The organism is Streptomyces sp. NPDC021225, assembly GCF_044332865.1.
Taxonomy (GTDB): Bacteria; Actinomycetota; Actinomycetes; order Streptomycetales; family Streptomycetaceae; genus Streptomyces.
Genome location: NZ_JBIRPV010000020.1, coordinates 71,983 through 85,319 on the forward strand (window position 1 = coordinate 71,983; position 13,337 = coordinate 85,319).

A 13,337-nucleotide genomic window follows, 5' to 3' on the forward strand; every position below is an offset into this window, starting at 1 on the left:
TATGCAGCCTATTGCCTCCCCGCCCCGCCCCCCGGCCCCGGGGGCCCGGCCGCCCCCTCGCGGCGGCCGTGCGGGCCGTACCGGACCCGGCTCAGAGCTCGCCGGAGAGCACGCCTTTCCGGAAGGCGTCCCACTCGGCGGCGGTGTAGCGGAGGGCCGGGAAGGCCGGGTTCTTCGAGTCGCGGATGGCGACGCCGCCGCGTGGGAGATCGGTCATCTCTATGCAGCCATTGCCGCCGTCGCTGAAGGACGACTTGCGCCACGGCGCCGCGCTCAGGTCTATCGCGTAGAGGTCGTCCTTGCGCAAGCCCGACGGGCCGAGCTGGGCCCTGCCCACGGACGAATGATGATCCAGGTGCGGCTGTCCACCGCGCCCGGTTTCTAGCGGCGCTAGATTTCCGGTCGGCGACCTGATAGCGTCGACCATGTTCCTAGCGCCGCTAGCAAACGGGAGAAATCATGCTCACGCCCATCGCCTACGGACTGGCCGCCTTCCTCACCCTCTTCGTCGTCTTCATCGGCGCACGGTTTCTGGTCAGCCCCCAGGCCGCCGCGACCGGCTTCGGCGTACCCGCCAAGCAGCACGGAGACGCCGCCTACCTGACGGTCAAGGGCCTGCGCGACCTCACCTCGGGCGTGATCGGCCTCGCCCTGCTCGCCTTCGCGGACGTCCATGCCGTGGGCTGGTACATGCTGGCCGTCGCCCTCACCCCGCTCGGCGACACCCTCATCGTCCTGCGCAATGGCGGCACCAAGGCGGCGGCCTTCGGCATCCACTTCGCCACCGCCGTGGTCGTCCTCATCAGCGCCGCGCTCCTCTTCGCCGTCTGACCCTCAGCAGTCTCGCCCCAAGGGAGTTACGCAGATGTCTCTGGTCGTGCCGGAATTCAACGAGTCCGTGATCGTCCGCTCCGCGGAGGCCGAGGTGATCGGCCAGGCCCCGACCACCATCCGGCTGCTGGCCGACAGCGGCTCGACCGGCGGCGCGCTGTCCACTCAACGCGTCACGCTCACCGACGGCGCGGACGGCGCCAGACCGCATCACCACGCCAACTCGGCCGAGCTGTTCTACATGCTGGACGGCACCGCCCAGCTCCTGTCCGGCGAGCAGGTCGTGACCGCCGAGCGCGGCGACCTCGTCATCGTGCCGCCCGGTCTGGCCCACGCCTTCGCCGCCGCACCGGGGCACAACGCCGACATCCTCATCGTCATCACCCCCGGCGTCGAGCGGTTCGAGTACTTCCGCCACCTGGAGCGCATCGCCTACGGGAAGGTGCCGCCGGAGAGCCTGGCGGAGGTCCAGGAGCTCTACGACACCTACTTCCGCACCAGCCCGACCTGGGACCGGGCCAGGTCCTGAGACCGCCGAGCCCGGCGAGCCCACGGCGCTGTCAGTGCCCTCTGCGAGACTTCCCCGCATGCCGGAAGCGAACTTCAAAGCGAATCTGCACCACTACCTGCGCTCCGCCCGCGAAGCCCTGCTGTGGAAGCTCGACGGGCTCTCGGAGTACGACGTCCGCCGCCCCCTGACGCCGACCGGCACCAACCTGTTGGGGCTGGTCAAGCACGCCGCCTGCGTGGAGCTGACGTACTTCGGCGAGGTGTTCGGGCGGCCGGCCGACGAGCCGCTGCCCTGGCTGGCGGACGACGCCGAACCCAACGCGGACATGTGGGCGGCCGCCGACGAGTCGCGGGAAGACATCGTCGGGCTGTACCACCGCGCGTGGAAGCACGCGGACGAGACGATCGAGGCACTGCCGCTCGACGCGGCCGGTCATGTGTCGTGGTGGCTGGAGGGGCGCAGGGAGGTCACGCTGCACCAGATCGTGCTGCACGTGACGAGCGACCTCCAGCGGCACGCCGGCCACGCCGACATCCTCCGGGAGCTCATCGACGGGGCCGTCGGGATGCGGAGCGCCAGCAGCAACATGCCGTCGGTCGACGCGTCGTGGTGGGCGGAGTACCGGGACCGTCTGGAGCGGGTGGCCGACGAAGCCGGGCGGGGCTGATCCCGCCGATGGACATCGCGCTTCGCGAAGTGAGAGACGACGACCTGTCCGTCTTCTGGGCTCAGATGAACGAGCCCGAGGGGATTCATATGGCGGCCTTCACCGCCGAGGACCCATCCGACCGCGCCGCTTTCGACGCCCACTGGGCGCGGAACCGCCAGGACCCGGCGGTCACCCACCGCACCGTGGTCGGCGGAAGCGGTGAGATCGTCGGGCACGCCGCGGTGTTCGGTCCGCCCGAGGAGCGCGAGGTCACGTACTGGATCGGGCGGGAGTACTGGGGCCGTGGGGCGGCCACCGCCGCGCTGCGGGAGCTGCTCGGCGCCGTACCGGAGCGTCCGCTGCTCGCCCGGGCGGCAGCGGACAACGCAGGCTCCATCCGGGTCCTGGAGAAGTGCGGATTCGTGGTGACCGGCAGGGAGCGCGGTTTCGCGAACGCACGGGGCGAGGAGATCGACGAAGTGGTGCTCACCTTGGTCGGATGACCGTCGCGACAGGTACGTTCGCCGGTCATGGAAGAGACCTGGGACACCGTCCGCCGGCTCGTCGCATGGCTGGACGCGGAGAGCGCCGCGGCATCGCCGGAGGTCGCGCGCCTGCTGCGGGTGCTCAAGATCAGCGAGGAGGCGGGGGAGGTCGCCGAGGCGGTGCACGGCGTCATGGGCGGCAACCCCCGCAAGGGCGCCAGCCACACGTGGGCCGACGTGGAGCGGGAGTTGTGCGACGTCGTCCTGACCGCCATGGTCGCGCTGGCGAGCCTGACCCCGGATGCGCGGAAGCGGTTCGAGGAGCATGTGTCGTACGTCGCCGACCGGTCGCTGGGGTGAGACCGTCGCCGGGTCGGCCCCGGCACTCTTTCGGGTGAGGGGGCGGACGCTCCTATACCGAATCACGCCCCTCGTACGGGCGGTTATCCCGCGAACCCGGCCGCGTGGCCAGCCGTTCGGCGGTAGGTAAGGTGGTTCCGCATCAGCCGCGCGCCAAGGGAGGCGTAGCGAGTACCTCAGCGCAGAGGGAGTGCCACGGGTGAGTCAGCCGGAGATGCAGCCCGAGGGGCTTCCTCGACAGGAAGAGGCGAACAAGCAGGGGGACCTGCTCGGCCGGCCCTTCCCGCAGGGCGACTGGGGGGAGCCCGCCGAGCGTCTCGACGAGCTCTACCGGTGGGTCGAGGAAGGCGCGTTGCAGGTCGCGCGGTGGTATCTCACCGAACGCGTATGGAAGCGGCGGATCGCGCGGGCGCTGCGGGTGGGGGCGGCGGTCACGGGGGTCGTGGGGGCCATACTGCCGCTGCTGGATCTGAACGGGGTGCTGGGCGGCGGGGCCGGGTGGGGCTGTCTGATGCTGCTGATCGCCGCCGCGTGTGTGGGGTGCGACCGGTTCTTCGGGCTGACGTCGGGATGGATGCGGGACGTGGCGACGGCGCAGGCCGTACAGCGGCGGCTGGAGGCGCTTCAGTTCGACTGGGCGTCGGAGAGCGTGCGCGAGGTGCTCGGCCCGACCGAGGGCACCGCGGCCGAGGCCGTGGAGCGCTGCCTCGCCGTGCTGCGCCGCTTCTGCGAGGACGTGTCGGAGCTCGTACGGACCGAGACCGCCGGCTGGATGGTGGACTTCGGCTCCGGCTCGGCGCCGCTGTTCACCCAGGCGCTGGTGGCCCAGGGCTCCCGCCCGGACGGCGGAAGCCCCGCGAACCGCTTCCCGATGCCCCCTGCCACCCGGCCCAACATGCCGCGCCAGCGCCCGCCGGAGCCGCCCCGCTGAGGCCGGGCCCAGGGTTGAGAACAGCCTCAACCCCTCGGGCGGCGCTTGGTCTTCGCGCTCATGCGCTCTCGTAGCAGGGCCTGGTAGTAGCCGGACCGTTCGTCGTCCAGGTCGATGAACTCGCAGATGTCCGCCGCCGTCCCGGCGTCGTCCGCGCTGCCCGTGAGTCCGGTCCGCGCGATCAGCCAGTAGCCCTCGCGGGCCTTGCGGCGGCACTCGTCGCCGAGTTCCGCCCGTCCCGCCGCCTGCTCGGTGGCGTGGGAGTCACCGCTGACCAGGTGGCACAGCGTGTCCAGGAGGTGGCGTCGGGCCGGCGGGGAGGGGTCCCCCGCCAGCGCGGCGAGGATCACGCCGACGGCGGGCACGGCCGCCTCGAAGAGGTTGGTGCCGATCTCGAGGTGGTTGTCGAGGGTGTACCCGATCATGTGCCGCGGTGTCCCGGCGGTGAGGATCGCCTCGAACATCAACGGCACATGTTCCGCGGACTCACCACAGCCGCAGCTCAGCGCCGCCCAGTCGTGGCGCTCCAGCTCCGCGTGCACCAGCGCGCTGACGCTCAACCGCGCGCCGCCTGCTGGATCGCCCACTGGACCGCCGCCACCATCTCGTCGCGGTGCGCGATGTTGTGCCGCGACCACACCGGCGTCCGCCAGCCGGCGGCGATGCCGAAGCGCCGGCGCCCGCCGTCCCGCGTGGTGATACGGAGCACCGTCCGGCCGGCCGCCCCGACCGACGTGATGTCCTCGAGCCGCACGGCCCGCGCCTTGTTCGACCAGCCGACGATCAGGTCGATCGCCCTGTCGACGCCCGGCGGGGCCGCCGAACCCGCCACCGTGCTGAGCAGCTGGCCCGCGAGCTTGGTGTTCAGCGGGCCGTGGTAGAGGCGGCGGTTGGTGAGGACGAGCAGTCCGCCGATCAGCGCGAGTCCGGTCCCCGGAATGAGCACCGCGCCGGTCTTCACGCAGAGCACCCGCTCCCCCTGCTCCGGCGGCAACGTCACCCATAGCCTCATGAAGCATCCCCCTCGGACAAAGCCTACTGGCGGTCCTTTGCCCGAAGCCGATACACGACATTCCGACGCAGCGGCCCTTCGGGCACCGTCAGGTCGTCGAAGTCATCGGCGGGGTCGCGGGTCATGCCGATACGGCGCATCACCGCTTGCGAGCGGAGGTTGGTGGCCGTCGTTATCGCGAGGATCTCGGCGAGGTCGAGGGTGGTGAAGCCGTGGTCCAGCGCCGCCAGGGCGGCCTCGGTGGCATAGCCGTGGCCCCAGTGCGGGCGGGCCAGGCGCCAGCCGACCTCCACTCCGGTGAACGGCGTGTCCTCGTCCACCGGGTCCAGCCCGGTGAACCCGATGAACTCGCCGGTGGCCCGCACCTCCACCGCCCACCATCCCCAGCCGCGCTGGTCGAGGTCGGCCTGGAACCCGGCCACCGACGCCTCGCTCCGCTCCCGCGTGAGCACGTCCGGGAAGTACTCGCGGACCTCGGGATCGGCGTTCATCACAGCCCACGGTTCGAGGTCGGAGTCCCGCCACCCGCGGAGCACAAGACGATCAGTACGCAGCTCGGCCATCGCGCCAACCTAACGGGACGCACAAGCGCGGAGCGATCGAATAAATCGTGCCCGGGCCCGTCAGCCGAACTGGCCCGGCTGGTAGTCGCCGGCGGGCTGCTGGATGATCACGTTCATCCGGTTGTAGGCGTTGATGAGGGCGATGAGGGAGACGAGGGCGGCCAGCTGGTCCTCGTCGTAGTGCTTGGCGGCGTTCGCCCAGGCCTCGTCGGTGACACCGCCGGCGGCGTCGGCGATGCGGGTGCCCTGTTCGGTCAGCTCCAGGGCGGCCCGCTCGGCCTCGGTGAAGACCTTGGCCTCCCGCCAGGCCGCGATCAGGTTGAGACGCACCGAGGTCTCCCCGGCGTGCGCGGCGTCTTTAGTGTGCATGTCGGTGCAGAAGCCGCAGCCGTTGATCTGGCTGGCGCGGATCTTCACCAGTTCCTGCGTCGCGGCCGGCAGCGTCGAGTCGCTGACGGCCTTGCCCGCGGAGTTGATGTACTTCGCGAACTTGGCCGCGACGGGGTTGCCGTAGAAGTTCAGACGGGCGTCCATGGTGTTCTCCTTGCCGTGTCGACGCTTACACAGCACTGACGGACGCGGTTCAGGAGATGTGACGGCCGAACCCATCACATGAATGTGACGTGCGCCACATCCATGTGATGGGTCGGGTCTCAGCTGAAGACGATCATCGAGCCCTGGCCGAGGCTGCGCGTGGCCGCCGCGTGCAGGCCCAGCCAGACATGGCGCTCACGGGCGAAGGGGCCGTCCTCGTACGGAATGGATTCCGCCGGTTCCTCCAGGGTGGTGGGGCGGGCCGGGGGCGCCGGGGCGGCGGGTGGGTTGTTGGGGTCGATACCGAGGGCCGGGGCGACCGCCTCCAGCTCTCTCAGCAGGCCGTGGCTCGACCCCAGGGGGCCGCCGCCTTCGAGGAGTTCGTCGTTGGACAGCGGGCGTTCGAAGTCGACGGGGACATACGTGCCGGCGTGGTCGTAGTGCCACACCAGGTGCGACTGCTGGGCCGTGGGCTCGAACATCTCCAGCAACTGCTCGTAGTCCCCGCCGAGTTCGCCCACCGGCGAGACGGCCAGCCCGCAGACCTGGAGCAGATAGGCGCGGCGCAGCAAGTGCAGCGCGTCGTAGTCGAAGGCCGCGACCGGGGCGACGTCCCCGGACAGCCCCGGCATATAGCCGAAGACGGGCACGGGCGGCAGTCCGGCTTCACCGAGCGCCTTGTCGTATGCCGCGATCTCCTCCGCGAAGGGGTTGTCGGGGCTGTGGCACAGCACATCGACGAGGGGGACCAGCCAGAGGTCACATGCCACGCGATCTCACTCTCGTATCCGTACGGTCGATGGTCGGCCCAGCGTAATGCTCCCCGTACGCCGCGCGAAGAGTCCCGTACGTCAGGGGGCTGTGGTCGCTGGGGTCGTCACTGGAGTCGTCTCGGGGGGCGTCGGCGAGGACGGGCTCGCCGGCGACGTGACCGTGTCCGTGTCCGTCGGCTGGGCCCCCGTTGTGCTCGGCGGCGGCGTCGACGGCGAGTAGGTCGACCCCGACGGTTCCGCCGATCCGGACGTCTCGAATGTTCCGGACGTCCCGGACGAGGACTCCGAGGGCGACGCGGTCGCGGTGGTGGTCGTGGTCGTGGTCGTCGACGACACGGGGCGGACCGGGCCCGGACCCGCGGGCGGCGCGTCGCGGCCGTCGGGCAGGATCCGTACGACCAGGGCCAGCGCCACCGCCACCAGCGCGACGACCAGCCCCGCGGCCACGGGCACCGCCGCCCGGCGCGCCCGCGCCCGGCGCCTGCCGCTGCGCACCGCCCGCGCCATGTCCACGCCCGGCGCCCCGGGGCCCGGTTCGAGCCCGCGCAGCGGGGCGAGCAGCCGCACCGCCTCCCGTGCCAGTTCGTCGTCGTCCCGCATGGCGGCTACTCCTTCCCCACGGGCTTGCCCACGGATGTCCCCGAGGTCCCCGACGGCCCTGACGGCCCCGACGTCAGCGGCCGGTCGCCGAGTTGGCCGCGCAGCCGGGCGAGGCCCCGCGCGGTCTGGCTCTTCACATTCCCCTCCGAACAGCCGAGGACCGCGGCCACCTCGGCCACCGGCAGATCGCACAGGAAGCGCAGCACCAGCACGGCGCGCTGCCGCGCCGGGATGCGGGAGAGCGCGGTGTGCACGACGGTGCGCGTCTCGATGTCCGGGACCCCCTCGACGGGCGGCAGCCCCGGCGTGTCGTGCGGGGCGCCGGAGAGCCGGACGAACCGGGCCCAGCCCAGGCGCTGTTCGTTCAGGAAACACCGGACGAGGATGGTGTGCACATAGCGGTCCAGGTCGTCGGCGGCGCGGGCGCGGCGCCAGTGGACGTACAGCTTGGTCAGCGCCGCCTGGACCACGTCGTCGGCGCGGTGCGGGTCCTTGCAGAGCAGATGCGCGAGGCGGCGCAGCGCGGGCAGCCGCGCGGAGACGTACGCGGTGTACGCTCGCTCGGCCTCGGCCCGGTCGTCGGCCCGGTCCTTCGTCCAGTCCTCGGCCGTACCGGCGGCCCCGTGCCCCGCCCTCCCCCTCATGCCTCTCCGTGCACCTCCCACACCCACAGGCCCCCGATCCACTCGCCCCGCCACCCGAGCAGGCGCTCCAGGGTGGCACGCAGCGCCTCGTCCCCCGGCTGCGGGGCCAGCACCACGGCGCCCGCCCGCCAGAAGTCGAGGTCCGCGCGGAAGGCGCGGCGCTGCTTGCGGCCGATGTCCGGGACCTTCCCGGTGCGGCGGACCTCTTCGAAGAGGGCGGAGGTGTAGCGGGGCTCCGGGCCGTAGATGCCGGTCCGGTCGGGGCCGTAGGGGCCGTTGAAGTAGCCGCCGGGGATCGGGAAGCCCATCTTGGCAACGGTCTGCCAGTGCAGTGGCTCGGCGTTTCCAGGGCTGGGCAGCGGCACGGGGACGAGCGTGTGGCCCTCGGGGACATGCGCGCGCCAGGTGCCGTCGGCGACGAAGGACGGGACGGGGGTGCGGTCGGCGGTGGTGAACGGGGTGGGCGCGATGGGCAGCAGGGCGGCCACGACGGCGGCCCACCCGGCGATCCGGAGCCCGGTGGTTCGGAACCAGGTGAGCTGGGGCCTGGTGAGTTGGGGCCTGGTGAGCTGGGGCCTGGTGAGCTGGGGCTTGGCGGTTCCGAGCCAGGTGGTCAGGGACCCGACGGTTTGCGAGGCGGTCGTTCGGAGCCAGGTGATGCGGGGCCCGGTGGTCCCTGCCCCCGTGATGCGCGGCAACCAGAGCCGTTCACCCCCCTCGGCGCGACGCCCCTCCGCGCGGCGCCCCTCCTCGTACAGCCGGTCGCAGGCCAGCGCCACCAGGATGCCCAGCGCGGGCACCGCCGCCATCGCCACCCTCGACTCGATGACCGACTCGAACAGCGGCAGGCCGGCGAACACCCGCCACGGGCCCGGCAGCACGATCCCCGTCCAGGGCACGGGGATCGTGCGCCCGAGCGAGAGCACCGAGGCCCCGAGGGCCACCCAGCCGAGCGTCCGCACCCGCGCGTCCCGCCACAGCCACACCACCGTGCCGGCGGCCAGCAGGAGCAGGGGCAGGCCGAAGAAGGCGTTCTGCTCGGTGCGGTTCATGGCGAGCGCGTCGGCGGTGGCCTCCTCCCCGGCCAGCGAGCGGCCCGCGAACTCCGTGAACGCGCGCGGTGAGTTGCCGGCCGGGCCGTGCAGCACGCTGTGGTAGCTCTGGTCGCCGAAGAACTGCCACAGCAGCGGATACGCGACCAGCGGCAGGCACACCGCGAGCGCGAAGGCCAGCCCCCGGGCCAGCGGGCGCAGCGCCGCGCGCGCCACGCGCGGGCGGGCGGCCGCGTAGCCGATCGCGAAGAGGACGAGGCCCAGCGCGGCGAGCAGCAGCGCCTCCTCGCCGAGGAAGACCTGGTAGGTGAGGAAGAGGCCGAGGACCACGCCGTCGCGCCTGACACGGGTGCCCTCGCACAGCCGCAGCAGCCGGTCGATGATCAACGGCATCATGAACAGCACCGCGAAGTTGGGGTGCGCGTTGGCGTGGGAGATCATCGGCGGGGCGAAGGCGCAGAGGGCGCCGCCGAGCGCGGCGGCCCGGCGGGCGCGTACGAACCGCTTGCGCAGCAGCCAGTACCAGGCGCCCGCGGAACCGGCCAGCCCGCAGGTCAGCACCAGCGCCCAGGTCATCCCGGGGCCGAGGAGCACGGTGACGGGCGCGAGCGGGACGGACAGCCCGAGCATGGCGGTGTTGGCCATGAGGTTCACCCCGAGCGGGGCGTTCTGGAGCTCGGTGAAGAACGGGTCGCCGGGCCCGGATCCCCCGAAGAGGTTGTCGGCGGTGACCGCGAAGAACCACTCCCACTGGTTCTGGTCCTGCCCGCTGTCCACGAGGTAGCGGTGGCCGACATCCACCCACAGCCCCTTGTAGAGCAGCACCGACAGCAGCAGATAAGCGAGGAGGACGGCCCGGTCGCCGGGGCGTATCCGCTCCCCCAGGCTCCGCCGCCACAGGCGCAGCAGGTCCATGAGCACCCGGGCGTAGTCCAGCGGGCGGATCTTGGAGCCTGCCTGGTGCGCCCAGCGCACCGGCACCTCGGCGACCGCCCAGTCCGCGCGGCGGAAGGTGCGCAGGATCTCCACGTCGATGCCCCACCCGTCGAGCCGCGACCGCCCGAAGGCCGCGCGCGCCCGGTCGCCGTCGAAGAGCTTGAAGCCGCACTGGGTGTCGCCGAAGCCGGGCAGGGCCACCGCCCGTATCAGCCGGTTGCCCGCCCGGCCGAGCAGCCGGCGCAGCGGGTGCTGGTCCACCTCGATCAGCGCGTCGGGGTGGGCGCGGGAGCCGATGGCCGCGGTGAAGCCCGCGTCGAGCCGGTCGTGGAGCTGTGCCAACTCCTCGATGGGGGTGGCGAGATCGGCGTCGGTGAGCAGCACCCGGCGCCCGCGCGAGGCGAGCACGCCCAGGCGCAGCGCGTGGCCCTTGCCGTGGTTGCGCGCGAAGGAACCGGAGGTGGGGGATGCGGCGGCGGGCGGCGCGAGCAGCCGGATGCGCGGCTCGGTCTCGGCCGCGTCGCGGACGACGGCCGCGGTGGCGTCGGTCGACCCGTCGTCGACGACGATCAGCTCCCACTCGGCGTGGCGGCCGGGCGAGGAGCGCAGATAGCGGCAGATCGCGTCGAGGGTCCCGGGCAGCCGGTCCTCCTCGTTGTACGCGGGCACGACGACCGTCAGATCGACGGCGCCGGTGCCGGACGCGGGCCCGCGGGCCACGAGAGGACTTGGCGAAGTGTGCAGCACATGACGGTGACCACGCCGGACCCCCGGCAGGTTGTGTGTTCTGCGTCACAGCTTCACGAGGGGCGAGCGGTCACTCCTTCTCGCGCCCGTTGACCAACCGCTCGATGAGGGCGAGGAAGTGCGCGTTGTACGCGGCTATCAGACGCTCGGAGATCTCGGCGTCGCCGCGGGTGACGGCCGCCGTGAGCTCGCAGTGCCCCGCCCACAGCTCCCCGCGCAGATCCGGCACGCGCCGCAGATACGGCACCGTGAACACCCAGGTCTGCACCCGCAGCCGCTGGAGGAAGTCGAGTATGTAGGGGTTGCCGACGAGCCCGCAGATCTCGCGCCAGAAGCGCAGGTCGTAGCCGATGAGTATGTCCAGGTCGCCGGAGCGCGCGGCGCGCTCGGCCTCCTCGGCCCGGCGCCGCACCGAGGCCAGGGCCTGCGGGGTCATGGTGCGCAGGGTCTCCTCGACGGCATGCCGGAAAAGTCCCTCGACGACCATGTTGCGGGCGTCGACCATGTGCCGGAAGTCCTGGAACGTGAACTCGTGGACCTTGAAGCCGCGGTGCTCCTCGACGTCCAGCAACCCCTGCGAGCACAGGTCGAGCAGGGCCTCGCGGACCGGAGTGGCGGAGACCCCGTACTGGTCGGCCATCTCCTTGACCGTGAACTGCCGCCCGGCCGGGAGCCTGCCCGCGAGCACCTCGTCACACAGCGCCTCGGCGATCTGCTGCCGCAGGGTGTTGCGCTTGACCGGGCTGGCACCGGGCACGGACATCGAGGACCGTCTCCTTCCGCGGCCGTCGTGTCGTACGGATGCGGACGGCCCTCGCATCACGATATGCGAGGGCCGTTGCGCGAAGTGCGCGGAGAGGACCCGAGTGAACTGGTCTACACGGTTATTTGATCTCCTCCTGAGCCTGCGGGCTCAGGGCGGCGCCGACGCGCGGCGCGCGGGCGGACGCCGGGGTCAGGCGTCGGTGTGGGCGTCGGCCGCGGACAGCGCCTCGTCCAGGATCGCCAGCCCCTCCTTGGCCTCGGCCTCGGTGACGGTGCACGGCGGGACGACATGCGTGCGGTTCATGTTCACGAACGGCCACAGACCGCCGCGCTTGCAGGCCGCCGCGAAGTCGGCCATCGGCTGATTGGCCGGGCCGCCCGCGTTGTACGGGACCAGGGGCTCGCGGGTCTCCTTGTTCTTGACGAGCTCCAGCGCCCAGAACACGCCCAGGCCACGGACCTCGCCCACGCTGGGGTGGCGCTCGGCGATCTCGCGCAGCCCCGGGCCGATGACCTTCTCCCCGATCTCGGCGGCGTTCTCCACGATGCTCTCCTCGGCCATCGCGTTGATCGTGGCGACGGCGGAGGCGCAGGCGAGCGGGTGGCCGGAGTAGGTCAGTCCGCCGGGGTAGGGGCGCTGGTCGAAGTCCGCGGCGATCTCGGCGCTGATCGCGACGCCGCCGAGCGGGACATAGCCGGAGTTGACGCCCTTGGCGAAGGTCAGCAGGTCCGGGGTGACGCCGAAGTGGTCGGCGGCGAACCAGCGGCCGGTGCGCCCGAAGCCCGCCATGACCTCGTCGAGGATGAAGACGATGCCGTAGCGGTCGCAGATCTCGCGGACCCCGGCCAGATAGCCGGGCGGCGGCACCATGATCCCGGCGGTGCCGGGGACGGTCTCCAGGATGATCGCGGCGATGGACTGCGGGCCCTCGAAGGCGATGGTCTCCTCCAGGTGCGCGAGCGCGCGCTCGCACTCCTGCCGCTCGTCGGTGGAGTGGAAGGGCGAGCGGTAGAGGAACGGCCCCCAGAAGTGGACGACGCCGGCCGAGGCGGTGTCGGAGGCCCAGCGGCGCGGGTCGCCGGTCAGGTTGATCGCGGCGGCGGTGGCGCCGTGGTACGAGCGGTAGGTGGACAGCACCTTGGTGCGGCCGGTGTGCAGCCGGGCCATGCGCACGGCGTTCTCCACGGCCTCGGCGCCACCGTTGGTGAAGAAGATCTTGTCCAGGTCGCCGGGCGTGCGCTCGGCCACCAGCCGCGCCGCCTCGGACCGTACGTCCACGGCGAAGCCCGGCGCGATGGTGCACAGCCGCGCGGCCTGCTCCTGGATGGCGGCGACGACCTTGGGGTGCTGGTGGCCGATGTTGGTGTTGACCAGCTGGCAGGAGAAGTCGAGGTAGCGGTTGCCGTCGTAGTCCCAGAAGTACGAGCCCGAGGCGCCCGCGACGGCGAGGGGGTCGATGAGCCCCTGGGCGGACCACGAGTGGAAGACATGGGCCCGGTCCACCGCCTTGACGGCGGCACCGGCGGCGGGGTCGGGCGTCGGGCTGGGGGTCGGCGCGGAGTGCGCGGGCTGTGCGGACACGTTCGCTACCTCTGATCGCTCGCGGGTCGGTGGAGCCCAGGGTACGGACCGGTGACCGGGGCGCGGCACCGACAGGCTGTCGGGCGCGGGGCCCGAACCATCGACAGAATGGACAGAGTGACGGAGCTCGGTCCCCGCCGAAGGCCGCGGCCGTTCGAGGGATCGTTCCAGGCCACCGGGGTCGCGCCGGACGGCTGTGCGAACAGCCGGGCGGGGGAGGGGGGTTCACGGCCGGGGCGGACGCGCCGCGGGCGGCCGCCGGAGGCCGTGCGGACGGTGCGGAATCGGCACGGTCAGATACGGAACCGATAACGGATCGTATGCGTCGTCCACTTCGCTCTCAGTCCCCTTTATTCTCTGGC

At 72.0% G+C, this 13,337-nt stretch carries 17 protein-coding genes; 6 read left to right on the forward strand and 11 right to left on the reverse strand.

The features are described from left to right. Positions 1–91 precede the first annotated feature (91 nt). On the reverse strand, positions 92–337 hold the full coding sequence (locus tag ACH4S9_RS45030) for a DUF397 domain-containing protein (RefSeq protein WP_398377391.1): 246 nt from the start codon (positions 335–337) through the stop codon (positions 92–94). 122 nt (positions 338–459) lie between these two features. Between ACH4S9_RS45030 and ACH4S9_RS45035 the strand changes: the two genes are divergently transcribed. The 6 genes from ACH4S9_RS45035 (at position 460) to ACH4S9_RS45060 (ending at position 3,767) form a co-directional block, all read left to right on the forward strand. Continuing rightward, complete coding sequence (locus ACH4S9_RS45035) at positions 460–831, forward strand: DUF4267 domain-containing protein (RefSeq protein ID WP_358846885.1); 372 nt, start codon at positions 460–462, stop codon at positions 829–831. Between the two features lie 34 nt (positions 832–865). Further along, positions 866–1,360, forward strand: coding sequence for a cupin domain-containing protein (locus ACH4S9_RS45040; protein ID WP_311729125.1), 495 nt, complete (start codon positions 866–868; stop codon positions 1,358–1,360). A 58-nt stretch (positions 1,361–1,418) separates the two neighbouring features. Next, positions 1,419–2,009, forward strand: coding sequence for a DinB family protein (locus ACH4S9_RS45045; RefSeq protein ID WP_398377393.1), 591 nt, complete (start codon positions 1,419–1,421; stop codon positions 2,007–2,009). A gap of 8 nt (positions 2,010–2,017) precedes the next feature. Continuing rightward, entirely contained in the window at positions 2,018–2,494 is a 477-nt protein-coding gene (locus ACH4S9_RS45050; protein ID WP_398377395.1) for a GNAT family N-acetyltransferase, read from the forward strand. Between the two features lie 27 nt (positions 2,495–2,521). Beyond that, positions 2,522–2,836 carry a MazG-like family protein gene (locus ACH4S9_RS45055; RefSeq protein ID WP_311729126.1) on the forward strand — a complete coding sequence of 105 codons (315 nt, stop codon included), beginning with the start codon at positions 2,522–2,524 and terminating at the stop codon, positions 2,834–2,836. A gap of 199 nt (positions 2,837–3,035) precedes the next feature. Then, positions 3,036–3,767, forward strand: a complete 732-nt coding sequence (locus ACH4S9_RS45060) for an SLATT domain-containing protein (RefSeq protein WP_311729127.1) — start codon at positions 3,036–3,038, stop codon at positions 3,765–3,767. Between the two features lie 26 nt (positions 3,768–3,793). Here ACH4S9_RS45060 and ACH4S9_RS45065 read toward each other — a convergent pair whose 3' ends face one another. The 10 genes from ACH4S9_RS45065 to ACH4S9_RS45110 all read right to left on the reverse strand — a co-directional run bounded on the left by ACH4S9_RS45065 (position 3,794) and on the right by ACH4S9_RS45110 (position 12,975). After that, the gene (locus ACH4S9_RS45065) at positions 3,794–4,354 is read right to left on the reverse strand and encodes a hypothetical protein (RefSeq protein WP_398377398.1); all 561 of its coding nucleotides are present in this window, start codon (positions 4,352–4,354) and stop codon (positions 3,794–3,796) included. Further along, positions 4,324–4,779, reverse strand: a complete 456-nt coding sequence (locus ACH4S9_RS45070; protein ID WP_398377400.1) for a hypothetical protein — start codon at positions 4,777–4,779, stop codon at positions 4,324–4,326. Before ACH4S9_RS45070 ends, ACH4S9_RS45065 begins: the two co-directional genes overlap by 31 nt. Before the next feature lie 23 nt (positions 4,780–4,802). Beyond that, the gene (locus ACH4S9_RS45075; RefSeq protein ID WP_385346051.1) at positions 4,803–5,342 is read right to left on the reverse strand and encodes a GNAT family N-acetyltransferase; all 540 of its coding nucleotides are present in this window, start codon (positions 5,340–5,342) and stop codon (positions 4,803–4,805) included. Between the two features lie 60 nt (positions 5,343–5,402). Continuing rightward, a complete protein-coding gene (locus tag ACH4S9_RS45080) occupies positions 5,403–5,876 on the reverse strand; it encodes a carboxymuconolactone decarboxylase family protein (RefSeq protein ID WP_311729131.1) in 474 nt (157 codons plus the stop codon). Between the two features lie 119 nt (positions 5,877–5,995). Continuing rightward, positions 5,996–6,646 carry a hypothetical protein gene (locus tag ACH4S9_RS45085; RefSeq protein WP_311729132.1) on the reverse strand — a complete coding sequence of 217 codons (651 nt, stop codon included), beginning with the start codon at positions 6,644–6,646 and terminating at the stop codon, positions 5,996–5,998. Positions 6,647–6,727: 81 nt separating this feature from the next. Next, positions 6,728–7,249: a hypothetical protein gene (locus ACH4S9_RS45090; RefSeq protein WP_398377402.1), complete on the reverse strand. Its 522-nt coding sequence runs from the start codon at positions 7,247–7,249 to the stop codon at positions 6,728–6,730. Positions 7,250–7,254: 5 nt separating this feature from the next. Continuing rightward, on the reverse strand, positions 7,255–7,893 hold the full coding sequence (locus tag ACH4S9_RS45095; protein WP_311729134.1) for a SigE family RNA polymerase sigma factor: 639 nt from the start codon (positions 7,891–7,893) through the stop codon (positions 7,255–7,257). Then, complete coding sequence (locus ACH4S9_RS45100) at positions 7,890–10,601, reverse strand: dolichyl-phosphate beta-glucosyltransferase (protein WP_398377404.1); 2,712 nt, start codon at positions 10,599–10,601, stop codon at positions 7,890–7,892. Before ACH4S9_RS45100 ends, ACH4S9_RS45095 begins: the two co-directional genes overlap by 4 nt. A 97-nt stretch (positions 10,602–10,698) precedes the next feature. After that, positions 10,699–11,391 (reverse strand): GntR family transcriptional regulator, encoded by a 693-nt coding sequence (locus tag ACH4S9_RS45105; RefSeq protein WP_311729136.1) that lies wholly within the window; start codon positions 11,389–11,391, stop codon positions 10,699–10,701. Positions 11,392–11,583: 192 nt separating this feature from the next. After that, the gene (locus ACH4S9_RS45110) at positions 11,584–12,975 is read right to left on the reverse strand and encodes an aspartate aminotransferase family protein (RefSeq protein ID WP_398377405.1); all 1,392 of its coding nucleotides are present in this window, start codon (positions 12,973–12,975) and stop codon (positions 11,584–11,586) included. Positions 12,976–13,337: the final 362 nt, after the last annotated feature.